General features: G+C 75.6%; 25 protein-coding genes and 2 pseudogenes. 11 read left to right on the top strand and 16 right to left on the bottom strand.

The genetic code is table 11. From position 1 onward, the window contains the following. Together K7G60_RS34440 and K7G60_RS34435 are read right to left on the bottom strand one after the other, a co-directional pair. Positions 1–388: pseudogene (locus K7G60_RS34440) on the bottom strand (cytochrome P450); the annotation flags it as partial. Positions 389–497: 109 nt separating this feature from the next. Further along, entirely contained in the window at positions 498–1895 is a 1398-nt protein-coding gene (locus K7G60_RS34435) for an FAD-dependent oxidoreductase (protein WP_225804894.1), read from the bottom strand. Between the two features lie 117 nt (positions 1896–2012). On the opposite strand from K7G60_RS34435, the gene K7G60_RS34430 reads away from it, so the two are divergent. Continuing rightward, positions 2013–3023, top strand: a complete 1011-nt coding sequence (locus tag K7G60_RS34430; protein ID WP_225804893.1) for a DNA topoisomerase IB — start codon at positions 2013–2015, stop codon at positions 3021–3023. A gap of 288 nt (positions 3024–3311) precedes the next feature. Here K7G60_RS34430 and K7G60_RS34425 read toward each other — a convergent pair whose 3' ends face one another. The 10 genes and pseudogenes from K7G60_RS34425 to K7G60_RS34380 form a co-directional block, all read right to left on the bottom strand. Then, positions 3312–4460, bottom strand: coding sequence for a hypothetical protein (locus K7G60_RS34425; protein WP_225804892.1), 1149 nt, complete (start codon positions 4458–4460; stop codon positions 3312–3314). A gap of 39 nt (positions 4461–4499) precedes the next feature. Then, positions 4500–4676, bottom strand: coding sequence for a hypothetical protein (locus tag K7G60_RS34420; protein ID WP_225804891.1), 177 nt, complete (start codon positions 4674–4676; stop codon positions 4500–4502). A 103-nt stretch (positions 4677–4779) separates the two neighbouring features. Next, the gene (locus tag K7G60_RS34415) at positions 4780–4995 is read right to left on the bottom strand and encodes a hypothetical protein (protein WP_225804890.1); all 216 of its coding nucleotides are present in this window, start codon (positions 4993–4995) and stop codon (positions 4780–4782) included. Beyond that, a complete protein-coding gene (locus tag K7G60_RS34410) occupies positions 4992–5345 on the bottom strand; it encodes a hypothetical protein (protein WP_225804889.1) in 354 nt (117 codons plus the stop codon). Before K7G60_RS34410 ends, K7G60_RS34415 begins: the two co-directional genes overlap by 4 nt. Positions 5346–5433: 88 nt before the next feature. Then, the gene (locus K7G60_RS34405; RefSeq protein ID WP_225804888.1) at positions 5434–5670 is read right to left on the bottom strand and encodes a DUF6480 family protein; all 237 of its coding nucleotides are present in this window, start codon (positions 5668–5670) and stop codon (positions 5434–5436) included. 13 nt (positions 5671–5683) lie between these two features. After that, positions 5684–6382, bottom strand: coding sequence for an HAD family hydrolase (locus K7G60_RS34400; protein ID WP_225804887.1), 699 nt, complete (start codon positions 6380–6382; stop codon positions 5684–5686). 9 nt (positions 6383–6391) lie between these two features. Further along, entirely contained in the window at positions 6392–7357 is a 966-nt protein-coding gene (locus K7G60_RS34395; RefSeq protein ID WP_225804886.1) for an LLM class F420-dependent oxidoreductase, read from the bottom strand. Positions 7358–7901: 544 nt separating this feature from the next. After that, positions 7902–8372, bottom strand: a pseudogene (locus tag K7G60_RS34390) (SRPBCC family protein); the annotation flags it as partial. 49 nt (positions 8373–8421) lie between these two features. Further along, positions 8422–8607: a hypothetical protein gene (locus tag K7G60_RS34385; protein WP_225804885.1), complete on the bottom strand. Its 186-nt coding sequence runs from the start codon at positions 8605–8607 to the stop codon at positions 8422–8424. A 109-nt stretch (positions 8608–8716) separates the two neighbouring features. Beyond that, entirely contained in the window at positions 8717–9373 is a 657-nt protein-coding gene (locus K7G60_RS34380; RefSeq protein WP_225804884.1) for a UdgX family uracil-DNA binding protein, read from the bottom strand. 214 nt (positions 9374–9587) lie between these two features. Here K7G60_RS34380 and K7G60_RS34375 point away from each other — a divergent pair, with 214 nt between their 5' ends. The 5 genes from K7G60_RS34375 to K7G60_RS34355 all read left to right on the top strand — a co-directional run bounded on the left by K7G60_RS34375 (position 9588) and on the right by K7G60_RS34355 (position 14777). Next, the gene (locus K7G60_RS34375) at positions 9588–10706 is read left to right on the top strand and encodes a glutamate--cysteine ligase (RefSeq protein ID WP_225804883.1); all 1119 of its coding nucleotides are present in this window, start codon (positions 9588–9590) and stop codon (positions 10704–10706) included. Between the two features lie 4 nt (positions 10707–10710). Then, on the top strand, positions 10711–11418 hold the full coding sequence (locus tag K7G60_RS34370) for a HemK2/MTQ2 family protein methyltransferase (RefSeq protein WP_225804882.1): 708 nt from the start codon (positions 10711–10713) through the stop codon (positions 11416–11418). A 67-nt stretch (positions 11419–11485) separates the two neighbouring features. After that, a complete protein-coding gene (locus tag K7G60_RS39585; RefSeq protein ID WP_374115727.1) occupies positions 11486–11833 on the top strand; it encodes a CDGSH iron-sulfur domain-containing protein in 348 nt (115 codons plus the stop codon). After that, complete coding sequence (locus K7G60_RS34360; RefSeq protein WP_225804881.1) at positions 11830–12855, top strand: iron-containing redox enzyme family protein; 1026 nt, start codon at positions 11830–11832, stop codon at positions 12853–12855. The genes K7G60_RS39585 and K7G60_RS34360 overlap by 4 nt, the downstream gene beginning before the upstream one ends. A 2-nt stretch (positions 12856–12857) precedes the next feature. Next, the gene (locus tag K7G60_RS34355) at positions 12858–14777 is read left to right on the top strand and encodes a thiamine pyrophosphate-binding protein (RefSeq protein ID WP_225804897.1); all 1920 of its coding nucleotides are present in this window, start codon (positions 12858–12860) and stop codon (positions 14775–14777) included. On the opposite strand, the gene K7G60_RS34350 is transcribed toward K7G60_RS34355, so the two are convergent. After that, positions 14737–15747: an SDR family oxidoreductase gene (locus K7G60_RS34350; RefSeq protein ID WP_225804896.1), complete on the bottom strand. Its 1011-nt coding sequence runs from the start codon at positions 15745–15747 to the stop codon at positions 14737–14739. The genes K7G60_RS34355 and K7G60_RS34350 overlap by 41 nt on opposite strands. A 272-nt stretch (positions 15748–16019) precedes the next feature. Here K7G60_RS34350 and K7G60_RS34345 point away from each other — a divergent pair, with 272 nt between their 5' ends. Continuing rightward, positions 16020–16709, top strand: a complete 690-nt coding sequence (locus K7G60_RS34345) for a nucleotidyltransferase family protein (protein WP_225804880.1) — start codon at positions 16020–16022, stop codon at positions 16707–16709. A 112-nt stretch (positions 16710–16821) separates the two neighbouring features. Here the strand turns inward: K7G60_RS34345 and K7G60_RS34340 are convergent, their stop codons facing one another. Continuing rightward, on the bottom strand, positions 16822–17241 hold the full coding sequence (locus K7G60_RS34340; protein ID WP_225804879.1) for a CBS domain-containing protein: 420 nt from the start codon (positions 17239–17241) through the stop codon (positions 16822–16824). 241 nt (positions 17242–17482) lie between these two features. Next, positions 17483–18073 carry a type 1 glutamine amidotransferase domain-containing protein gene (locus K7G60_RS34335; protein WP_225804878.1) on the bottom strand — a complete coding sequence of 197 codons (591 nt, stop codon included), beginning with the start codon at positions 18071–18073 and terminating at the stop codon, positions 17483–17485. 179 nt (positions 18074–18252) lie between these two features. Between K7G60_RS34335 and K7G60_RS34330 the strand changes: the two genes are divergently transcribed. Beyond that, the gene (locus K7G60_RS34330) at positions 18253–18408 is read left to right on the top strand and encodes a hydrophobic protein (protein WP_225804877.1); all 156 of its coding nucleotides are present in this window, start codon (positions 18253–18255) and stop codon (positions 18406–18408) included. Positions 18409–18520: 112 nt separating this feature from the next. Here the strand turns inward: K7G60_RS34330 and K7G60_RS34325 are convergent, their stop codons facing one another. Then, positions 18521–18862: a DUF3040 domain-containing protein gene (locus tag K7G60_RS34325; protein ID WP_225804895.1), complete on the bottom strand. Its 342-nt coding sequence runs from the start codon at positions 18860–18862 to the stop codon at positions 18521–18523. 186 nt (positions 18863–19048) lie between these two features. Between K7G60_RS34325 and K7G60_RS34320 the strand changes: the two genes are divergently transcribed. The 3 genes from K7G60_RS34320 (at position 19049) to K7G60_RS34310 (ending at position 22113) form a co-directional block, all read left to right on the top strand. Beyond that, on the top strand, positions 19049–19972 hold the full coding sequence (locus K7G60_RS34320) for a SigB/SigF/SigG family RNA polymerase sigma factor (RefSeq protein ID WP_225804876.1): 924 nt from the start codon (positions 19049–19051) through the stop codon (positions 19970–19972). Between the two features lie 77 nt (positions 19973–20049). Then, positions 20050–20244, top strand: coding sequence for a hypothetical protein (locus K7G60_RS34315; protein ID WP_225804875.1), 195 nt, complete (start codon positions 20050–20052; stop codon positions 20242–20244). 72 nt (positions 20245–20316) lie between these two features. Further along, positions 20317–22113, top strand: a complete 1797-nt coding sequence (locus K7G60_RS34310; protein ID WP_225804874.1) for a thiamine pyrophosphate-requiring protein — start codon at positions 20317–20319, stop codon at positions 22111–22113. Positions 22114–22155: the final 42 nt, after the last annotated feature.

Here is a 22155-nt window from a genome sequence, read left to right as displayed (position 1 = left end):
CCTCGACGCCCGCGGCGAACGCCGCCCGCCAGGCGGCCCCGGCGTGCTCGGCGAGGGAGGCGACGGCCGCCGGATCGGTCAGCCGGGCGACGAAGAGCGCCTTGCGGGTGCGGTGGTCGGCGCCGTCCAGGGTGTGGACGGCGCCCCGGCCGAAGAGCGTGTCGAGCACCGGCCCCGGCAGGGCGCCGGCGCGGCGCACGTGGCTCTCGTCGTAGAAGAAGCGCACCGCGTCGGGCCCGTGCAGGGCGACGGCGGTCCGGCCCAGCAGCCGGGTCCGGACGACGTCGCCGTTCCCCGCCCGGCGGCGCGCGTCGGGCAGCCAGGCGTACCCCTGGAGCAGCAGGGCGGCGGTGCGGTCCTCCGTCAGGTCCTCGATCAGTCGGATCATGCCCCGTCCGGTACCCCCGTCGGAGCGGGGGCACGCGCGCGTACGGCCGAGTGGCGGCACGCGCGCGTACGGGCGGGCAGCCGCCGCACGCGCGCGTGGGTGTAGGGGGTCAGCCTTTCAGGGGGCGGGTGGCCGGGCCCTGGAGGACGGTGCCGTCGGAGGCGAAGCGCGAGCCGTGGCAGGGGCACTCCCAGGTCTGCTCGGCCTCGTCGAAGCCGAGTTCGCAGCCCATGTGCGTGCATCGCCGCCCGGTCCGCAGGCCGCGCGCGAAGCGGCGGGCCACGGTGGCCTGCCGGCGGACGATCCCGGGGAGTTCCCGGGCGGGCAGCCGGCGGCACGGGTCGAAGAGCTCCGTCCAGGGCGGCCGGGCGTCTCCCGTCAGGTGCGCGCCGAGCAGGCGGCCCGCGGCGACGCCGTTGCTGAGGCCCCAGCCGCCGAAGCCGGTGGCGACGTACACGTGCTGGGTGTCGGGGTGTTCGTGGCCGACGCACGGCAGCCCGTCGGTGGTGTGGACGTCCTGGGCCGCCCACCGGTGGACGGTCGGCGCGTCGGCGAAGCCCGGCAGCCGGGCGCGCGCCCAGGCCACCAGGCGCTCGTACCGGCCGTTCACTCCCCCGGCCCCGGGGACGAACGGTTCGCCCGCGACGATCAGCAGCCGCCGCCCCTCGCCCAGCGGGGCCGTCCGCACCGACCGGATGCCGTGGTCGGCGGTCAGGTACATGCCGTACGGCGCGTGGCGTTCCTCCACGGGGGCCGCGACGACCAGCTCGCGGCGGACGGAGAGCCGTACGAGGAGGGTGGGGTGGCAGCGCAGCGGGAAGTGGGTGGCGAGGACGACGTCCCGGGCGCGGACCGTGCCGCCGCCCTCCAGGGCGAGGCGGCAGTCGGCGCCCTCCCGCAGGCCGGTGACCCGGGTGCCCTCGTGGACGCGGCCGCCGAGCGCGACCAGGTCGTCCGCCAGGGCCAGCAGGAAGCGACGGGGGTGGAACTGCACCTGCTCCTCGACCCGGACGGCCGCGGCGACCGGGTACGGCAGATCGGTCCCGGTCACCGCCGTGGCCCGCAGACCCGCCGCCGCGGCGGCCGTCGCCTCCGCCCGGATCGTCCCGGCGCGCGCGCCGTCGAGGGTGTACGTGTACGCCGGCCGGTGCTCGATCTCCGCGTCGACGCCCCGCTCCCCGCAGAAGCGCAGCACCTGCCGCAGGGCGTCCTCCTGGGCCTCGGCGTACGCCGCGGCCGCCGCCTCTCCCCGGCCCGCGCGCAGACGCTCGTAGCACAGGCCGTGCAGGGAGGTCAGCTTGCCGGTGGTGTGGCCGGTGACCCCGGCCGCGATCCGGTCCGCTTCGAGGACCACGACCCCGCGCCCGGCGCGGGCCAGCTCGTGGGCGGTGCACAGTCCGGCGACACCGGCTCCCACCACGACCACGTCGGCGGCGAGGTCGCCCTCCGGGGGCGGTCGGAGGGCGGCGGGCGGCGCCGACTCCATCCAGTACGAGCTCGCGGACATGATGGCTCCTCTCGGCAGCCGGCCCGTGGGGCGACTACCCGGGGCCGGGGCACGCAGTCGGCCGCTCGGCCGGCCGCCGGGGGGGCACGCGGAACCGTACGGCGGCACAGTGGAGGGATGCGGCTCAGGACGAGCGATCCGGACCGGCCGGGCTGGCGGCGGGTCCGCCACGGCCGGGGTTTCCGCTACCTGGACGCCGACGGCACGCCCCTGGGCCCGGAGGACCGGGCCAGGGTCGTCGCGCTCGTCGTCCCCCCGGCCTGGCGGGACGTCTGGGTCTGCCCCTGGCCGAACGGGCACATCCAGGCCGTCGGCACGGACGCGGCGGGCCGTCGGCAGTACCTGTACCACCAGGAGTTCCGGCGCCGGCAGGAGGAGGCGAAGCACGCGCACGTGCGCCAGGTCGCCCGCAGCCTCCCCCGGCTGCGCCGGGCCGTCGCGCGCGACCTGGAGCGGCGCGGCCTGTGCCGGGAGCGGGTGCTGGCCTGCGCGGTGCGCCTCCTCGACCTGGGCTTCTTCCGGATCGGGGGCGAGCGGTACCTGCGGGACAACTCCTCGTACGGACTCACGACCCTGCTCCGCGAGCACGCGCGCTGCGCGGGCGGGGAGGTCTGTCTCGGCTATCCGGCGAAGTCGGGCCGCCGGCAGACCCGGGCCCTCGTGGACGAGCCGGCGTACGAGGTCGTGCACGCGCTGCTGCGGCGGCGGGGCGGGGGAGACCGGCTGTTCGCGTACTGGGAGGGGCGGGCGTGGCACGAGGTCCGCGCGGAGGACCTCAACGCGTACCTGCGGAAGCACTCGGGGAGCGACATCACCGCCAAGGACTTCCGGACCTGGCACGCCACGGTCCTCGCCGCCGTCGCGCTCGCCGTCTCGGCACCGGTGGCGGACGGCTCGCGCGCGGCGCGGGTGAAGGCTGAGCGGCGGGCGGTCCATGAGGTCAGCGGCTATCTCGGCAACACGCCGGCGGTCTGCCGCGCCTCGTACATCGACCCGGTCGTCGTCGAGCGTTTCGAGGAGGGCGTCACCATCGCCCCGGCACTGGGACGACTCGGCGAGGACGGCGGCTTCGGCCACCCGGCCACACGGGGCGCGGTGGAGCGGGCGGTCCTGCGCCTGGTGAGCTGAGGGCACTTCGCGGGCGGGTCGTACGGGGGGGACGGGGCGGCCGCGATGCGGGGCGGCGGGGCTCGCCCGGAACGCGGGGAGGGGCAGCGGAGGTGGCCGGGACGCGCGGGACGACGCTCACCCAATCGTGCGGGGCGAACTCACCCAGGACGTGCAGGGGCGACGCTCACCCAGGACGTGCCGGCCGTCGCTCGCCCAGGTCGGTGGGGGCGGCGCTCGGCAGTCGTGTGGGGGCGGCGCCGCCCGCTCTGCCGTCGGGGGCGGCGCCGCCTGTTCCACCGGGGCGGGTCAGGTGCTCCAGCGCAGGACCGCGCCGAGGCCGCCGGCCGGTCCCCTCGTCTCCTCGGGGACCACGAGGACCTCGGAGTCCGCGGCGACGCAGGCGCGCAGCAGCGCGTCGTCGGCGCGGGCCTCCTTCGGCCGGCCGAACCCCCAGTTCTTGGCCTCGGTACGGCCCAGGGCGATGTCGTACGGGCCGGGACCGACCCAGACCGGACGGCCCGCGTCGGCGGCGTCGAGCCCGAGCAGCAGGGTGGCGACCCGGTGCTCGCGTACGGCCTCCAGCACGGCGGGGACGCCTTCGGCGGCCGGGCCGGGGCCGGCGTCCACGGTCCCCTCTCGGTGCTCCCCGGGTCGTCCCCGTCCCCTGCGGAAGTCGTCGAGGGCGCTGCGGACGCGTTCCCGCGCGTACCGCGCGCGGGCCTCCTCGATCTCGCGGTCGAGGGCCTCGGTGGAGGCACCGGGTGCCCGGCTGCCGTGCTCGACCTCGACGGTGTGGCTCCGCAGCTGCTGCGGGAGCCGGTCCCTCACCGCCTTCCGTTCGCGGGCGTCCCCCGCGAGGACCAGGAGGGTCCCGCCGTCCTGCGGGCAGCGCCGGACGAGCTCGGCGGCGATGATGTCGGCCGTCTCCTCCCAGGCGTTCTCGACCTTGTTGTTGTAGTGCCATTCGTACCGGTCGGCGGGGAGGCTGCGGTGGCCGCGGCCCTGCCACGTCTTCCCCTCGGCGCGGCCCGTGTCCTCCATGCCGAGGGGGCCGCGCAGTTCGAGGTCGGCGCCGGTGCGGTCGATGAGGGCCACCTGGCAGACCGGTTCGTCGCTCCGCAGGTACAGCAGCGGGGCGATGTGCGGGAGGTTCGACCACATCGCCTCGACGTCGGGCGGCGCCGTCGTCAGGGGGAGGTCGAGCACGATCTCCCCGGCCGTGGCGAAGAGGGCGCGTCCCGGGGGCGCGCCGGAGGCCGGCTCGGCGCGGAGCCGTTCGGCGACGGCGCGGACGGTGGCCGGATCCGCACCCTCGTCGACGAGCTGCCGTGCGACGGCGCGGTCACGCAGCTTCTGGATCTGCGCCGCGTCCTCGGTGTCCCGGCTCGTCTCGACGAAGACGGAGGCCCAGGGGCCGGGGCGTTCCAGGAGTGGTTTGAGGAAGTCGAGGTCCATGGTGTCCCCAAGGGGGTGGGAGGCGGTCACGGAAGGCGGTCAGCGGTCGCTGCTCCGTTCCTGGCCCTGTTCGGGCTCGTCGACGGGCGGCTCGGGGTCGTGCCACTCCTCCACGCGGGTGGGGCGGCCGGACCTGACCTGGCCCTCGACCTCCTTCTTGCGCTCGTCGTCGAGGCGGGGGCCGGACTTGTTGCTGCCACGGTCGGGAGTGTTCATGAGTACATCTCCAGGGTGTGGGTCGTACGGGCTCCTCTGCGGCGGCTGCCCATCGCCCCGCCGGGCAAACGGCGCGGTGCGGACCGGCGGGCGGCCGGGGCGGTCACGCCCCGTCGTCGTCCGGGAGGCGCTCGCCCTCCGCCTGGGAGGGGGTGGTCTGTCCCCGCACGTCGTCCGTGTCCTGCCGCCCCCGCTCGGGACGGGAACGGCCACCGCCGGGCCGCTCCGACGGCGGGTGCACCGGGTCGTCGGCGGGGTGCTCCCTCAGCTCCTCCTCGCTCAGGCGCGCGTCCACGGGCTCGTTCGTACGCTCGTTCATCGGCTTTCTCCTCGTGTCCTCTCCGTTTCGGTCTCCACGCGGACGGCGGCCTCCTCGGCGGGTACGGCGCCGTCGGCGGCGGGCGGCCGTGCCTCGGGCACCTCCTGGGCCAGCCGTTCGTCGAGCGGCTCGCCCTCCCGCTGCTCCCGCTGGGTGGTGCCGTACCGGTCGACGCCCCCGGGGCGGTCCGGAGGGGAGTAGCCGGGGGCGGCCGGGTCGTCGAGCGGGTCCGTGTCGATCGCGTTCTCGGGGTCGAGTTCGCCGCTGGGGCGGTTGCCCGCGTCGGAGTGGGTGGGCTGGTACACGTCGTCGCCGCGGGCCGCCTGCGGGTCGGGCTCGTTGCGGGCCATGGAGGGTTCCTTTCGGATGGCTCGTGCGGGGTGGGTCGTATGGGGCGGGTCGTGTGGGGTGAGTCGTGCCGGGCGCTCCGGCGCGGGCTCAGCGGGACGCGAGGACGATCGCGTACACGAGGAAGAACAGGGCGCACGCGATGACGAGCAGCCACACGACGAGGAGCGGGCCGGTCGCCCAGCCGCGCCGGGGCGGCCGGTAGGGACCGGTGCCCGTCCCCGTACCGGACTCGGCCGGTGGCGTCTCGCCCGCGGGGACTCCCCCGCCGGCCTCGACGCCCGGGGTGCGGCGGGGGTCCGGGTCCGCGTTGCTCGGTCCGGTCATGGTGTTCATCTCCCTACGGCTCGCCGGTGCCCGAGGGGGCGCCGTCGGCCGGGACGGTCGTGAAGGGGCTGGTGTCGAGGTGGGCGAGGAGGTCGGCCGGGTCGGCGTACACGGCGGCGGCGCCCGCCTCGGTGAGGTCGGCGCGGGGGATGCCGCCGCACAGCAGACCGGCGCTCACCATGCCGGCGCGGCGGGCGGCCTCCATGTCCCAGACGCTGTCGCCGACGAAGACGGCCCGGTCGGCGGGGACGCCGACGAGCGAGAGGGCGTGTTCGAGCGGGTCGGGGGCGGGCTTGCCCTCCTCGACGTCGTCGGCGGTGGCGGTGTCCGTGAGGGCCTCGTCGGCGTCGACGGCGCGGCGCAGGGCGGTCAGTTCCCGGTCCTTGGCCGAGGTCACGAGGACGACCTTCCATCCGTCGTCCGCGAGGGTGCGGAGCAGGTCGCCCGCCCTGTCGAAGGCCTGGAGCCGTTCGAAGGAGGTCGCGTAGAGGGTGTCGTGGGCGGTGCTGAGCCGGTCGTCGTCCGACGGGTCGCGGGAGTCGCCCAGCAGGTGGTCGATGAGCTGCTCCCCGGGCAGTCCGATCGCACGGTGCACGGCGTGCGTCGGCACCCGGTGGCCGCCCTGCCGGAACGCCTCCCACCAGGCCACGACGTGCAGGTGGTTGGTGTCCACGAGGGTTCCGTCGACGTCGAAGAGCGCGGCGCGGTCCATGTCTGCTCCCTACAGGTCGCGGAGGGCGGGCAGCAGCGTCGACTCCGCCCAGCGGATGAAGGGCAGTTGGTGGTCGCCGCCGATCTGGACGAGGGCGAGCTCGGTGAACCCGGCCTCGGCATAGGGGCGGGCAGCCTCCAGGACGGCGTCCACGTCGTCCCCGCAGGGGATGCTCTTCGCGACGTCCTCCGGGCGGACGTGCTGGGAGGCCTGTTCGAAGCCCGCCGGCAGGGGGAGTTCGGCGTTGAGGCGCCAGCCTCCCAGCATCCAGCGGAACTGTTCGTGGGCGCGGGCGATGGCCGCGTCGCGGTCGGGGTCGTAGCAGACGGGCAGCTGTCCGAGGCGGGGCTTTCCCGCGCCGCCCTGGGCGTCGAAGGCGTCCAGGAGTTCCCGTTTCGGCTCGGTGGCGACCACCAGGTCGGCGTGGCGTCCGGCGAGCGCGCAGGACCGCGGCCCGGAGACGGCGATGCCGAGGGGCGGCGGGGTGGGCGGGACGTCCCAGAGTCTGGCGTCGTCGACCTGGAAGTGGCGGCCGTGCCGGGTCACGTACTCCCCGGTGAACAGGGCGCGGATGATCTCCACCGCCTCGTCCAGCATCTCCAGGCGTACGCGCGCCGAGGGCCAGCCCCCGCCGACGACGTGTTCGTTGAGGTTCTCGCCCGAGCCGAGGCCGAGCCGGAAGCGGCCCCCGGACAGGAGTTGCAGGGTGGCGGCCTTCTGCGCGATCACCGCGGGGTGGTAGCGGAAGGTCGGGCAGGTCACCAGGGTCATGAGCGGGATGTCGGAGGTCGCCTGCGCCGCCGCGCCCAGCACGCTCCACGCGTAGGGGGCGTGTCCCTGCGCGGGCAGCCAGGGGAAGAAGTGGTCCGAGATCACGGAGAACCCGAATCCGGCCCGCTCCGCCTCGACCACGTGCCCGACCAGCTCACGGGGGCCTGCCTGCTCGGTCATCATCGTGTACCCGATACGCATCATGTCCGGCGACTTGCCGCGACCACGGGGTCCGAAACGGGAAAGGGCCGGCTCCGGGGAGCCGGCCCTTTCCGCCGCGGTGCGGGAGGGGCTGTCAGCGCTTGTCGGACTCGTCGTCCGGCGGCAGCGACCAGGACTCCGTCTCCCGGTCCGGGCGTGTCCGTCCGGGCGTCTCCACCGGCCCGGGCGGCTCCTTCATCGCGTCGGGTCCCTTCTGCCCCTTCTCGGCGGACCCCATGGAGGGGTCGGTTCCCATGGACCGGTCACCCATGGACCGGTCCCGCATCAGCGGATCGGTCTCCATGGACGGGGCCGTTCCCATCGACCGGTCACCCATGGACCGGTCCCGCATCAACGGGTCGGTCTCCATGGACGGGGCCGTTCCCATCGACCGGTCACCCATGGACCGGTCCTGCATCAACGGGTCGGTACCCGCGGACGGGCCCGTCCCCATCGGCCGGTCCGTCCCCATGGACGTGTCGGTCCCCATGGACGTGTCCGTCCCCGTGGGCCGGTCCATGCCCATGGATCCCTCGCCCGTCGTCGGCGGGGTGCCGGCGTCCTCGGGGCGGATCCGGCCGCGCCAGCCGCCGGTCGCGTCCCCGTGTTCCTCGATGAAGCCCTTGAACCGCTTGAGGTCGCCCTTGACCCGGCGGTCGAGCACCCCCATCATGTCGGCGGCCTTCTCCGCCATGCCCTCGGGCTCCACGTCCATCGCGAGCCGCACCCGGGTGTGCGCCTCGTCCAGCGGCTGGAAGCTGACGACGCCCATCTGCCGCACGTCGCCTCCCATGGTGCGCCAGGCGATGCGCTGGTCCGGGAGCTGGTCGACGATCTCGGTGTCGAACTCCCGCCGGACACCGGCGATCTTGGTCTGCCAGTGGCAGTGCCGGTCGTCGATCTGCCGGACGTCCTCGACGCCCTCCATGAAGCGCGGGAACTCCTCGAACTGCGTCCACTGGTCGTACACGTTCCGCAGCGGAACGTCCACATCGATCGTCTGCTCGACCTTGCTCATGCTGCGGCCTCCTTCACGGCATTGCGGGATCCGGGCACCGGAACCGCCGTCAGTGGGCGGCGGCCCCGAACTCGGCGTGCTGGGTACGGAGGGCGAAGTCGGGCTCCGCCCGGGGCGGCCGGCCCAGGAAGCGGCGCCGCGCCTCGGCGTGCGCCTCTTTCATCAGCGACCGGAACTCCTCGTCGCTGAGTCCTCGGCCCCGCGTGGCCCTTCCGCCCTCGGCGTTCCCTCTCATGGGGTCCGCCTCCTTCCGGTCGTACCCCTCACTCCGCGACTGCCCGCTGCCGCGGAGCCGAATCAGCCGGGCCCGGGCGGACGGTGCCGCGGGCCCGGCGCGGGTGCGTTCACAGGGCGTCCGCGGCGGTACGGAGGTCGGCGACGAGCCCCTCGTACATCTCCTGGCGGTTCGGCGCGCGCAGGACGGCCGAGGGGTGCACGGTCGCGAGGACCCGGGTGCCGTCCCCGGCGTCGGGCAGCGGTCTCGGCACGCCCCGGTCGGTGCCGACCCGGAAGGAGGGCCCGAGCAGGGCCCGCCCCGCGGTGGCCCCCAGGACGACGATCAGCTCGGGCGAGACGAGCCGGAGTTCGGCCATGAGCCAGGGCCGGCAGGCGAGGGTCTCGCGCACGCTGGGCGTCTTGTGGATGCGGCGCCCCCGGGCCTCGTCGCGGGTGAACTTGAAGTGTTTGACCGCGTTGGTGACGTACAGGTCCTCCTCGTCGATCCCCGCCTCCGCCAGGGCGCGGTGGAGCAGCCGTCCGGCGGGTCCCACGAAGGGGACGCCCTCGCGGTCCTCCTGGTCGCCGGGCTGCTCGCCGACCAGCATCAGCCGTGCGCCCGGGGCGCCCCGGCCGAAGACGGTCCCGGTCGCGTCGCGGTGGAGGGGGCAGCCCCGGCACTCCGCCGCCGCCTCGCGGTGGGCCGGGAGTCCGCCGCGGCTCGGCAGATAGGGCGTGGCGTCGTACTCCTCCGGGGCGGTCCCCCGGTCGCCGGTACCGGCCATGGCGCACCTCCCGCCGGCGGACCCGCCCGGCCGGTGCCGGCGCGTGCCGCTGACGCGCGGGCGTGTGCCCGCCGGGCGCCGCACGGAAACGGCCGCGTGCGGAAACCGCCGCGCACCGGGACGGCGGCGCACGGGCAGGCGGTCGCGGACGGGGGCGGCGGCATGCCGGGCCCGGGGGCGGGTAGTCGCGCGCCGAGGCGAGGAGGAGCCCGAGATGAAGATCCTGACGATGGGTGTCGAGGAAGAGTTCGTGCTGGTCGACCGGGCGACACGGGCCCCGGTCAACCGGGCGCCGGAGGTCATCCGGCGGGCGCGCCCGGAGCTCGGCGAGCAGCTGCAGACCGAGTTCTTCAACGCGCAGGTCGAGATCTGCACCCGGGCCACGGCGAGCCGCCGGGACCTGCGCGACGAACTCTCCTGGATGCGCACGAGGGTGGGCGCGGCCGCGCGGGACGTGTACTGCATGCCGGTCGCCTGCGGCACCCCCGTACTGCCGCCCGAGGAGCCGCTGACGGTGACCGACACCGAGCGGTACCGGCTGATGGCCCGCCGCTTCGCCTCCCTGGTCACCCGCGCGGACGGCGTCGCGCGCGACGACGGGCTCGTCTGCGGCTGCCACGTCCACATCGGCACGCTCGACCGCGAGCGAGCCCTCGCGCTCGCCCAGCACATGCGGCCGTGGCTGCCCGTGCTCCAGGCGCTGGCGGGGAACTCGCCCTACGCGGGCCGGCACGACACCGGCTACCAGAGCTGGCGCGCCGTCGAGCACGCGAGGTGGCCGACCGTCGGCCCGACCCCGGTCCTCGACGAGCCCCAGTACCTCGCCCACGTCGCCCGCCTGGTCAGGGACGGCACGCTCCTCGACAACCGCATGGTGTACTGGCACGCCCGGCCCTCGGAGCACGTGCCGACCCTGGAGATCCGGGTCGCCGACGCCAACGCGGACCTCGACACCGTGGTGCTGCTCGCGATCCTGGTCCGCGGGCTCGCCGCCACCCTGCTGCCCCGCGTCGACGCCGGCGTCCCCGCGCCCGTGGTCCCCGGCCCGATCCTGCTCAGGGCCCACCGGCTCGCCGCCTCGCAGGGCATCACGGGCACCGGTATAGACCCGGTCGACGGCCGGGAGCGCCCCGCCACGAGGCTCCTCGACGCGCTGATCGACCTCGCCCGGCCGGGGCTCGACGCCACCGGCGACACCGACTGGGTGGGCGAGCAGTGGGAACGGATCCGCGCGGACGGCGGCGGCGCCGCCCGTCAGCGCGACGTCTTCCGCCGGCACGGCCGCTTCAGCGCGGTGGTCGACGCGCTGGCCGCCGCCACGGTGAGGAGCTGATCCCATGGGTTTCCCCGTCTCCGTAGGCCGCTCCGATCCCGCCGGACAGCGGCCGGCCGGCCTCCGGGTGTGCCGGCTCCCCGGCGTGTACGCGCCTCAGGCGGACACCGGGCTCCTGGTGGCGCAGGTGCGGCGCGAGGAACTGCGGCCCGGGCTCCGCTCGCTCGACCTGTGCACGGGCACGGGCGTCGTCGCGGTCGCCGCCGCCCTGCGGGGCGCGCGGGCCACCGCCGTCGACATCTCGCGCACCGCGATCGCCACCTCCCGGCTGAACGCCCTGCTGCACGGCTGCCGGATCCGGGCGCTGCGCGGCGACCTGGACGGGCCGGTGGGGCGAGAACGCTTCGACCTCGTCACCGTGAACCCGCCGTACGTGCCGAGCGAGGACGCGCGGCCGCCCGCGCGCGGCGCCCGCCGGAGCTGGGACGCCGGGTCCGACGGCAGGCTGCTCCTGGACCGGGTCTGCGCGCGGGCGCCCCGCCTCCTGACGCCTTCCGGGGTGCTGCTGCTCGTCCAGTCCTCGCTCTCGGGGGTCGCCGCCACGCTCGACGCGCTCGGCCGCGGCGGGCTGCGGGCCCGTGTCGTCGAGCGGCGCACCGAGCCGTTCGGTCCGGTGATGTCGGCCCGGGCCGACTGGTTCGCGGCCCGGGGCCTGGTCCCGCCGGGCACCCGTACGGAGCAGCTCGTCGTGATCCGCGCGTGCCGGCCGTGATTCGAAAGCCGCGGGCCGGGCAGTCGCGCGGTACCGACGCAGTCCGAACTGATGGGTGGTGTGTGTGATGTCTGCTTCCCCGAACGAGGGCGCCCCGAGGGTGAGGATCCCGGAGGACGACGGACCGGAGGGCCCGGGGAGCGCCCGGCCCCGCACGTCCCCGCCCCGGTTCCGTCCGCTCCCCGAGGGTCCGCTGCTCGTGGAGGGGCCCGCGGAGATCGTCATGCCGGACGGATCGGTGATCCGCTGCGATCGGCCCGTCATGGCCCTGTGCACCTGCCGGCGGAGCCTGCGGGCGCCGTTCTGCGACACGAGCCACCGCCCCCGCCTCCGCAGCCGCACCGGCGCGCCGAAGGCGGCCCGGGGCGCCCCCCGCCCGGCGCGGGGCCCGGCCGGGGAGGCTGAGGCGTCATGACGCTGCTCCCGGCGGCCGTCGCGGCGGCGCCCGAGGCGCCCGAGGCCCGCGGCGAGATCTCCCACCTGGTCCGGAGCCGGCTGCTGGGCGGCGGCCACCTGCCCCTGGCGGCGGACATCGCGCGCTCCTCGCCGTACGGGGAGGACCTCCAGCTCGCCCTCCACCTCTGCTACGAGCTCCATTACCGGGGCTTCGCGGGCATCCCCGACACCCTGGAGTGGGACCCCGGTCTGCTCAGGGTCCGGGCCCTGATGGAGCACCGCTTCGAGAGCGCGCTGCGCCACGACTGCCGCCACCGCGCGGGCGTCGACGAGGCGCTGGCCGCCCTCCTCCTGGAGCCGGTCGACGGCACGGGCGTCTCCCACTTCCTGGCGTCCTCGGGCGAGCCGTGGCACCTGCGCGAGTACGTCGCGCTGCGCTCCGTGCACCAGCTACGGGAGGCCGATCCGCACCTGTGGGTGATCCCCCGGCTGCGCGGCCGCGCCAAGGCGGCGATGGTGGCCGTCGAGTACGACGAGTACGGCTGCGGGCGGCCCGAGCGCATGCACTCCCGGCTCTACGCGGAGCTCATGGCCGATCTGGGCCTCGACCCCTCGTACGGGCGCCACGTGGACGCGGCCGGTGCCGAGGTCCTCGCGGTATCGAACCTGATGTCGATGTTCGGTCTGCACCGGAGGCTGCGCGGGGCGCTCGTGGGGCACTTCGCCGTCGTGGAGACGACGTCGCCGCCCGCCGCCTCCCGCATCGCCGCGGCGCTGCGCAGGACCGGCGCCGGACCGGCGGCGGAGCTGTACTACGAGGAGCACGTGGAGGCCGACGCCGTCCACGAGCAGGTCGTCCGCCACGAGGTCGTCGGCGGTCTCCTCGACGACGAGCCGGACCTCGCCGACGACGTCGCCTTCGGCATCGCCGCGACCTCCTTCCTGGAGGACCGGCTCGGCGGCCGGGTGCTGGACGCCTGGCTGCGGGGCGAGAGCGCCCTCCGCGCGCCCCTGCCGGAGCCGTCCGGGAGCGGGCCGTGAGGATGTGCGCGACCGTCGGGGACGTGCTCCTCGACGGGCTGCGTGCCTGGGGGGTGTGCCACGTCTTCGGCCGTCCCGAGCCGGACGGCCCGGTGCCGGCGTGGGCGCGGGCGGACGACGACCCGTGTCTCGTGGGGGCGCGCCACGAGGAGACGGCGGCCTCGGAGGCCGTCGGCTACGCCACGTTCTCCGGCCACGTCGGCGTCTGCGCCGCCGCGTCCGCGCCGGGTGCCGTCCGGCTCCTCCGCGGCCTGTACGACGCGCGACCCGACGGGGTGCCGGTGCTCGCCCTCCTCGGCACGGACGGCCTCCGGACGACGGCGGTCCCGGCCGGGCGGGACCCGGACGCGCGGGAGCGGGACCCGGGCGCGCGGGAGCGGGACCCGGGCGCGCGGGAACGGGACCCGGGCGCCCGGAGACAGGTCCAGGACCTTCGCGGGCGGGGACCGGCTCCCCCCGGGCAGGGCCCGGCTTCTCCCGGGCGGGGCCCGGCCTCCCTCGGGCGGGGCCCGGGACCGCGTGCTCCGTCGGCCGGTCCGCGCCCCGCGCCGGAGGATCCGCGGGCCCTCCTGGAGGCCGTGGCGGCGGCCTCCCTGGAGACCGTCGCCGTGCCCGAGGAGTTGCCGGACGCCCTCGACCGGGCCGTGCGCGCGGCGTACGCCCGGCGCGCGCCGACCGCGCTCGTCATTCCGGCGGACCTGCTGGAACAGACGTGCCCGCCTCCCGGGCACGCGCCTGGCACGAGGCCGTCGAGCCTCGACGCGAGCGCCCCGGCGCCGGTGCCCGACGAGCGCTCGCTGGAAGGGGCCGCCGCGCTCCTGGACGCGGGCGAACGCGTGGCGATCCTGGTCGGCCTGGGCGCGGCGGGGGCCGCCCGCGAGGTCCAGGAGGTGGCGGAGCGGCTCGGCGCCGGGGTGGCGAAGGCGCTGCCCGGCCTGGACGCGCTCAGCGACGAACTGCCGTACGTCACGGGGGCGATCGGCCCCCTCGGCACCGGCCCCTCCGCCGAACTGGTCCGGGACTGCGACACGCTCCTGGCCGTCGGCTCCCGCCTGCCGCACGCGGCGTTCCTCCCGCCGTACGGGCAGGCCCGGGCGGTGCTCGTCGACAGCGGTCCCGACCCCGTGGCGCCGCGCTACCCGTACGAGATCAGTCTCGTCGGCGACGCCGCCGCCACGCTGCGCCGGCTCCTCCCCCTGCTGACGCCCCGGGCGGAACACCCGTGGCAGGAGAGGGTCGCGGCGGGCGTCCGGGCCTGGCGCGCGGCGCTGGCGCGGCGTGCCGCCCTGGACGCGGATCCGGTGAACCCCGAGTACGTGGCACGGGCGCTCGATCCGCTGCTCCCCGAGGACACGATGATCACCTGCGACGCCGGCCCCGTCGCCGCCTGGTACGCCGGGCACCTGAGGCTGCGCCAGGACATGCGGGGCGCCCTCTCGGCACCGTCCGCCGGGCCGGGCGGCGCGGTCCCGTACGCGGTCGGCGCCAAGTTCGCCCACCCCGGCCGTCCGGCGATCGCGCTGGTGGGCGGCGGCGCCCTGCGGACGGGCGGCCTCGCCGAGCTGGCGACGGCGGCACGGTACGCGGACGAGTGGACCGATCCGCGCCTGGTGGTCGCGGTCTGGGACAGCCGGGACCCCGGTCCGTCCGGCCGGCCGTCGCCCGGAGCGGACCGCGTCGGCCTCGCGCGCTCCCTCGGCCTGTACGGCGTCGAGGTGTCCGCCCCGGAGGAGGTGGCGGACGCCTGGCGGACGGCCCTCGCGGCGGACCGGCCGGCGCTGCTCGACTTCCACACCGCGCCGGCGGCGGCCGGGGGCGGTCCGGCGACGGCCGCGGACGGGACCGCGGGGCGCCTCCCCCGGCCCGGCCGGCCCGTCGGCCTCAGGTCCGTGCCGCCCGGGTGCGCAGCGCACGGGCCGTGACCAGCGCCGCCCCGGCGGCCGCCGACAGCAGGAGGGGGTGCCGCGCCGTCACCGTGTACGGCGACCGGCCCGCGGCCTCCTGGCCGAAGGAGCCCTCGGCGCCGTAGTCCCGGCCGTCGGGGCCGTCGAGGGGCTCCCACAGGTTGTGCGGTGCCGCCGGCCGCGCCCGCTCGTCGGTCTGCTGGGCGTCGTATCCGGTACGGGCGAGGTAGCGGTCCAGGAGGGCGGGGGCGAGCCGGTGGGCGAGGACGGTCGCGGCCGTCGCGGCCCCCACCCGGTACTCCGCGCGGCGCGGGTGCCGGGCGGCGTGCACCACGGCGCGGGCCGCCACCTCCGGCTGGTAGACCGGCGGCACGGGGCGCGGGCGGCGCGGCAGGCGGGACAGGACCCAGGAGAACTGCGGGGTGTTGACGGCGGGCAGCTGGACGACGGTGACGGCCGCGCCGCTGCGCTCGTGCCGGAGCTCCATCCGGACGGTGGCGGTGAAGCCGTTGATGGCGTGTTTGGCGCCGCAGTAGGCCGCCTGGAGGGGCACGGAGGCCTCGCCGAGCGCGGAGCCGACCTGCACGACGACCCCGGCGTCACGCGGGCGCATGCGCCGGAGCGCGGCGCGCGTGCCGTTGACGCAGCCGAGGTACGTCACGGAGGTGACCCGCGCGTACTCGTCGGGGGTGACGTCGGGGAAGCGGGCGAAGACCGAGGTGAAGGCGGAGTTCACCCAGACGTCGATGGGGCCGAGGACCTTCTCGACGCGTTCGGCGGCCTCTTCCACCCGGTTGGGCAGGGCCATGTCCACCGGCACCACGAGGGCCCGCCCGCCGGCCCGCTCGACCTCGGCGGCCGCGGCGTCCAGACCGCGGCGGCCACGGGCGAGCAGCGCGACGCTCGCGCCCTGTGCGCCGAAGGCACGGGCGACGGCTCGGCCGACCCCGGCGCTCGCGCCGGTGACGACCACGGTCCGGCCGGCCATCGGCGGCCGTACGCGCCGTCGCTCGTGGATGACGACCAGGCCTTCGACGAAGGTCCCCAGAGCGAGGCCCGCGCGCCGGGGGCGGGGAGCGGGGCGAGGGGCGTGCCGGGCACGGCGGGCGGGTGTCATCGGTGTCCTCTCGTCGGGGGGTGCGAGGCGCCTGCCCGGTCCGGTGGCGGGCAACCCTGTGCGGATGGGGTCCCCGGGGGTGGGTAGACGCTGGTCCCCTCCGCAAGGGCCATCGCCGTCGGCTGCGAGAAGAGGAGCAGGCCATGAACCTCATGGAAGGCCCGCCCGCACACCCGGAGGCGGGCGGAACGGCATCCTCCCGGAACGGCTCGCCGCACGGCGCGCCGGCGCCCGCACACGCGTCCCGCGCGCCCTCCCCCGACCTGCCGCCCGACCACACGCAGGCGATCCTGGAGACGACGAAGGAGGTCGGGGCCGTGCTGAAGGCCTCCGGCCGCCCGTTCGCCCTGGTCGGCAGCGTCGCCGCGTACGCGCACGGCATCCCCGTGCGGCTCCAGCACGACACGGACTTCGCGATCCTGCGCGAGGACGCCGAGAGCGTGACGGAGTCCCTGCGGAAGCGCGGCGTGCGGATCGTCGACCCGCCCGAGGACTGGCTCGTCAAGGCCCGCGCGGGCGGCGAGGAGATCGACCTGATCTTCTCGCTCGCCGGGCGGCCGGTCACACCGGAGCTCCTCGCCCGTGCCCAGACGCTGCCGGTGGACTCGGTGCACATGCCGGTGCTGGCGCCGACGGACCTCATGGTCTGCCGTCTCCTCGCGCTCTCCGATCACCACTGCGACTTCGGCCCGCTGCTGCCGGTGGCCCGGGGGCTGCGCGAGCGGATCGACTGGGAACTGGTGCGCGAGGACACGGCGGGCTCGCCTATGGCGGAGGCCTTCCTGTACCTGCTGGAACTGATGGACGTGCTGCCGCGCCGTGACGGCGCGTGACCGGGGGTGCCCCGGGCGCCGTGCGCGCCACGGGGGCGGGCCGCCGTGGGCGGCGGGGCGCCCCGTGGTGCGCGGCGGGACGCCCCCGTGGGGCCGGGCCGGCCTTCCGGGCTCAGGAGTCCTCGGAGACCGTCCCGACGAGGTCGCCCACCTGCGGGTCGGGCATCGCGCGGGCGACGTCGGCCTGGGCGACGATGCCGACCAGGACGTGCTCGTCGATGACGGGGACCCGCCGGATCCGGTGCTCGCTCATGACGCTCATCACCTGCTCGGCGCTGTCGTCGGCGCGGACGGTGACGATCTCGTCCTGGGCGAACTCGCCGGCGGTGCACTGCTGCGGGTCCTTGCCCTGGGCGACGCACTTCACGACGATGTCGCGGTCGGTGAGCATGCCCTTCAGCTTCTCGTCGGGGCCGCAGATGGGCAGCGCCCCGACGTCGAGGTCGGCCATCTTCCGTGCGGCGTCGACGAGGGTCTCGGACGAACGGACACAGGTCGCGTCCGGGGTCATGATGTCTCGTGCGGTGGTCATGGCCGTCACCTGTCGTGTCGCTGGCTCGTCGTGCTGTCTCGGGGCGCGGCTGCCCGGCCCCCGTGCCGTCAACCGCGGACGGGCGCGTGCTGTGGGGGCGCCCCCGCCGTGACGGCGGGGACGGGCCCCGGCGGGAAGGGGATCCGCCGGGGCCCTGGCAGGGCCGCGCGCCCACGGCCCGGGTCTTCTCGTACGGCTCCTCCCCACCGGCTCGTACGGCTCCCTGGCCCTTCCGCTCCCGTCAGGCCGCCTTCCCACCACCGTGGAGGGCGTCGACGATCGCCGCGGCGAAGGCGTCGAGGTCGTCCGGCCGGCGGGAGGTGATCAGGGTGTGGCCCGCCGAGGTGTCGACCACGACCTCCCGGTCCAGCCAGGTCCCGCCCGCGTTCTCCAGGTCGGGGCGGAGGGACGGATACGAGGTCAGCTCGCGGTCCCGGGCCAGGCCGCTGTCCACGAGGAGCCACGGGCCGTGGCAGATCGAGGCCACGGGCTTGCCGGCCTCGGCGAAGGCGGAGACGAGGCGCCGCGCCTCGTCGTCGGTCCGCAGCCGGTCGGCGTTGAGGGTGCCGCCGGGCACGATCACGACGTCGAACCCGTCCGCCGTCGCCTCCGCCAGGGTCGTGTCCGGCCGGACGACGGCGCCGGGATCCCGGTCGGAGACGAGGGTCCGGACGGGCTCGTCCTTCTGCGCGGCGACGGTGACACGGGCACCGTTCTCCCGCAGGGCGGCCACGGGCTTCTGCAGCTCGTCCTGTTCCGTCCCGTAGTTCGTCGTGAGGACGAGGACGTTCTTTCCGTCGAGCTTTCCGTCGGCTTTTCGGTCGGACGACACGATGTGCTTCCTCTCCGGCGTCTCTGTCCCCCCGCCACCTCTGCGCCTCACCCGCACCGGCCGCCTCAAACCTGACATATCGCCCGCATGTTCTCCGGGGATGGGGGCAACCGCGCTGTGACCGAAGTTCCCGTGCCGAGACCTACCGGCCGGGCCCCGCAGGCGGCGGAGGTGCAGCCATGGTTCCCCTTCTTCTCGTTCTCCTCGTGATTCTGGTGCTGTTCGGCGCGGGATTCGCTCTCGACGTGCTCTGGTGGATAGCCATCGCCCTGCTCGTGGTGTGGGTGCTCGGCTTCGTGATGAGGAGCGGCAGCGGCCGCTGGTACCGCTGGTGAGCGGACCCGCGACCCCGAGATCGCGCCACCGCCGCCCCGGACCCTCCGGGGCGGCGGTCTGCGGTTCCGGGCGGGCCCCGCCGGTTCCGGGGTTCCGGACGGGGCCGCCGCCTCACTTGTCCGTCCGCGGTTCCACCGCCCGCCGCCTCACCCGGCGGACGGCCAGGAACAGCGCCGTGACCAGGGTCAGCGCCCACACGGCGGCGAACGCCCAGATGAGCGCCGGCGCCTCGGTGTCGACCGCGAGGACGAGCAGGGTGAGGGCCATGACGCCGAGCGCCAGGACGCCGAGGGAGGGCAGGTGCCGGCGGGCCCGGGCGAGCGAGGGCACGGGCAGCCGGGGGGTCCGCCGCATCGTGCGCAGGCGACGCGCGAGCGACGCGTCCCGGTTCAGCTGCTCCTCGATCTCCGCCAGAACGCGCCGCTCGTGCGCCGAGAGCCGGGCCTCGTCCATCACGGACACCTCCTCCCGGTCCCTGCGCGCCGACGTGGGCGCGCCGTGTTCTCTACGGGTTCCCAGGCAATCCGTGTCAAACCGCCCCAATGCGGGCATCCTTTCCTCAGGACGCTCGACCGACGGACCCCGCCGCCGCGCTTCCCGCCGCGGCGCAGGCCCATCGCCCCCGTCGAAGGAGCCCTCATGTCCACCGCCGGAGAACGCTCCGACACCATGCTCACCGCAGGCCCCGGCCCGGGCCCCGACACCACGGGGGCCGCCACCCGCCGGACGGCGCTCGACGGGCTCCCCGAGCCCGCCCGTCCGACCGCCGTCTCCACGGACGACGCCCGGACCCTGTCCGTCGCGCTGTTCTCCCGGCTCCGGGCCCTGGAGGAGGGGACACCGGAGTACGCGTACGTCCGCAACACCCTGGTCGAGCTCAACCTCAGCCTCGTCAAGTTCGCCGCCCGGAGGTTCCGGAACCGCGCCGAGCCCGTCGAGGACATCGTCCAGGTCGGCACGATCGGCCTGATCAAGGCCATCGACCGCTTCGATCCCGACCGCACCGTCGACTTCTCCGCCTTCGCGCTTCCCACCATCGTCGGCGAGATGAAGCGGTTCTTCCGGGACACCAGCTGGGCCGTACGGGTCCCCCGCCGGCTCCAGGAGCTGCGGATCGACCTCGCGAAGGCGGCCGACGCCCTGGAGCAGCGCCTCGGACGCCGCCCGACCCGGGCGGAACTGGCCGCGGAGCTGCACCTCACGGAGGAGGAGGTCTCCGAGGGCCAGCTCGCGGCCCACGGCTACGCGGCCCGGTCCCTGGACCTCCCCGCCGGCGACGAGGACGCCGCGCCCGGCGCGGGCGCCCGCCACCTGGCCAGCTCGGAACCCTCGTACGAGCTGATCGAGTCGCTGACGGCGCTGCGGCCGCTGCTCGCCCGGCTCGACGACCGCGACCGGCGCATCCTGGAGCTCCGCTTCGGCGAGGAGCTCACCCAGGCGGAGATAGGCCACCGGATCGGCCTCTCCCAGATGCACGTCTCGCGTCTGCTCACCCGCATCCTCGGCGAACTCAAGGACGGCCTCCTCCAGGACGAGGACGCGGCGGAGGGCGGGGACGGCTGACCGTCCGGCCCTCGCGCGGCCCGAATCGGCCGGTCGTCCGGAGAATGGGCGACGGGATCCGGGGCAGCCGCCGTCACGTGGCGAAGCAGCATCGCGAGGACGACGAACCCGACCGCTCCCAGGTACCGCCCGAGGAGTCGATGGACGAGGTGGCGACCAGGATCCGGAAGGAAGTCGGCGAAGCGGGCCGGCGCCTGCGCCGCGATGCGGCGCGGTTCGAGAAGGGACCGCCGCCCGACCAGGAGAACGAGGACGGGGCCGGGCACGCCTAAGGCGTGCGGGGCCCCGTCCCTCGCGATGCCGCCACGGACCGACGGACAGGACGCGTACGAAGGAGGCATGCCATGAGCGGGCCGCAGGTGTCGGACCGGATCCTGGAACGACTGCGGGAATGGGGCGTCACCCACGCCTTCGGCTATCCCGGCGACGGGATCAACGGACTCCTCGCCGCCTGGGGGCGGGCCGGCGACGAGCCGCGGTTCGTCCAGGCCCGGCACGAGGAGATGGCGGCCTTCGAGGCCGTCGGCTACGCGAAGTTCTCCGGGCGGCTCGGCGTGTGCGTCGCCACCTCCGGACCGGGCGCGGTCCACCTGCTCAACGGGCTGTACGACGCCAAGCTGGACCACGTGCCGGTGGTGGCGCTCGTCGGCCAGACCGACCGCAGCGCCATGGGCGGCTCGTACCAGCAGGAGGTCGACCTGCACAGCCTCTTCAAGGACGTCGCCTCCGACTACCTGGAGACGGTCACCGTGCCGGAGCAGCTGCCGAACGTGCTGGACCGGGCGATCCGCACCGCCCTCGCCCGCCGGGCGCCCACCGCGGTGATCATTCCGGCCGACGTCCAGGAGCTGGAGTACAGTCCGCCGACGCACGCCCACAAGATGGTGCCGTCCAGCCTCGACGTGAGCGGCTGGACGCCGGTGCCCGACGAGGAGTCGCTGCGGCGCGCGGCGGAGATCCTCGACGCGGGCGAGCGGGTGGCCCTGCTCGTCGGCCAGGGCGCCGCCGGGGCCCGCGCCGAGGTCGTGGAGACGGCCGAGCGGCTCGGCGCCGGCGTGGCGAAGGCGCTGCTCGGACTGGACGCGCTGAGCGACGAACTGCCGTACGTGACGGGGTCGATCGGGCTGCTCGGCACCCGTCCCTCGTACGAGCTGATGCGGGAGTGCGACACGCTGCTGACGATCGGCTCCAACTTCCCGTACTCCGAGTTCCTGCCGCCGTACGGGCAGGCGAGGGCCGTGCAGATCGACATCGACCCGCACATGGTGGGGCTGCGCTACCCGTACGAGGTGAACCTCGTCGGCGACGCGGCGGCCACGCTCCGCTCCCTGCTGCCGCTGCTGTCCCGGAAGGAGGACCGGGAGTGGCAGGAGTCGGTCATGGCCGGGGTGCGGCGCTGGCGGACCGTGATGCGGCGCCGGGCGGAGGTGGCCGCCGATCCCGTCAACCCCGAGCTCGTCGCCCATGCCCTCGACGCCCTGCTGCCGGAGGACGCGATGATCACCGCGGACGCCGGCTCGGCGGCGAACTGGTACGCCCGGCACGTGCGGATGCGGGGACGGATGCGCGGCTCGCTGTCGGGCACGCTCGCCTCCATGGGCAGCGCGGTGCCGTACGCGGTCGGCGCCAAGTTCGCCCATCCGGACCGTCCCGTGATCGCCCTGGTGGGCGACGGCGCGATGCAGATGAACGGCCTCGCCGAACTGGTCACCGTGGCGAAGTACGCGGACGGGTGGGCCGATCCCCGGTTCGTCGTGGCCGTCTGGAACAACCACGACCTCAACCAGGTGAGCTGGGAGATGCGGGCCATGGGCGGCTCTCCCCCCTTCGAGGCCTCCCAGTCGATCCCCGACGTGCAGTACGCGGCCTTCGCGCGCTCGCTCGGCATGGAGGGCATCCGGGTCACCGGGCCCGACGGCGTCGAGAGCGCCTGGCGGGCGGCGCTCTCGGCGGACGGGCCGACCGTCCTGGACTTCCGTACCGACCCCGACGTGCCGCCGATCCCGCCGCACTCGACCTGGGACCAGATCGAGGACACGCTGGCCTCGCTCGCCCGGGCCGACGGCGGGCGGGCCCATCTGGTCAAGCAGGGCCTGAAGGCGAAGATGCAGGAGTTCCTGCCCGGCCGTGGGGGGCGGTGACGACCGCCGGGCGCCCCCCGGGCGGTGCGGCGGGCCGGCGCG

Origin of the sequence: Streptomyces sp. NK15101 (assembly GCF_020400725.1) — a bacterium.
GTDB lineage: Bacteria > Actinomycetota > Actinomycetes > Streptomycetales > Streptomycetaceae > Streptomyces.
Note: the sequence above shows the minus strand (reverse complement) of the source record. Positions and strands in the feature narration are given on the sequence as shown.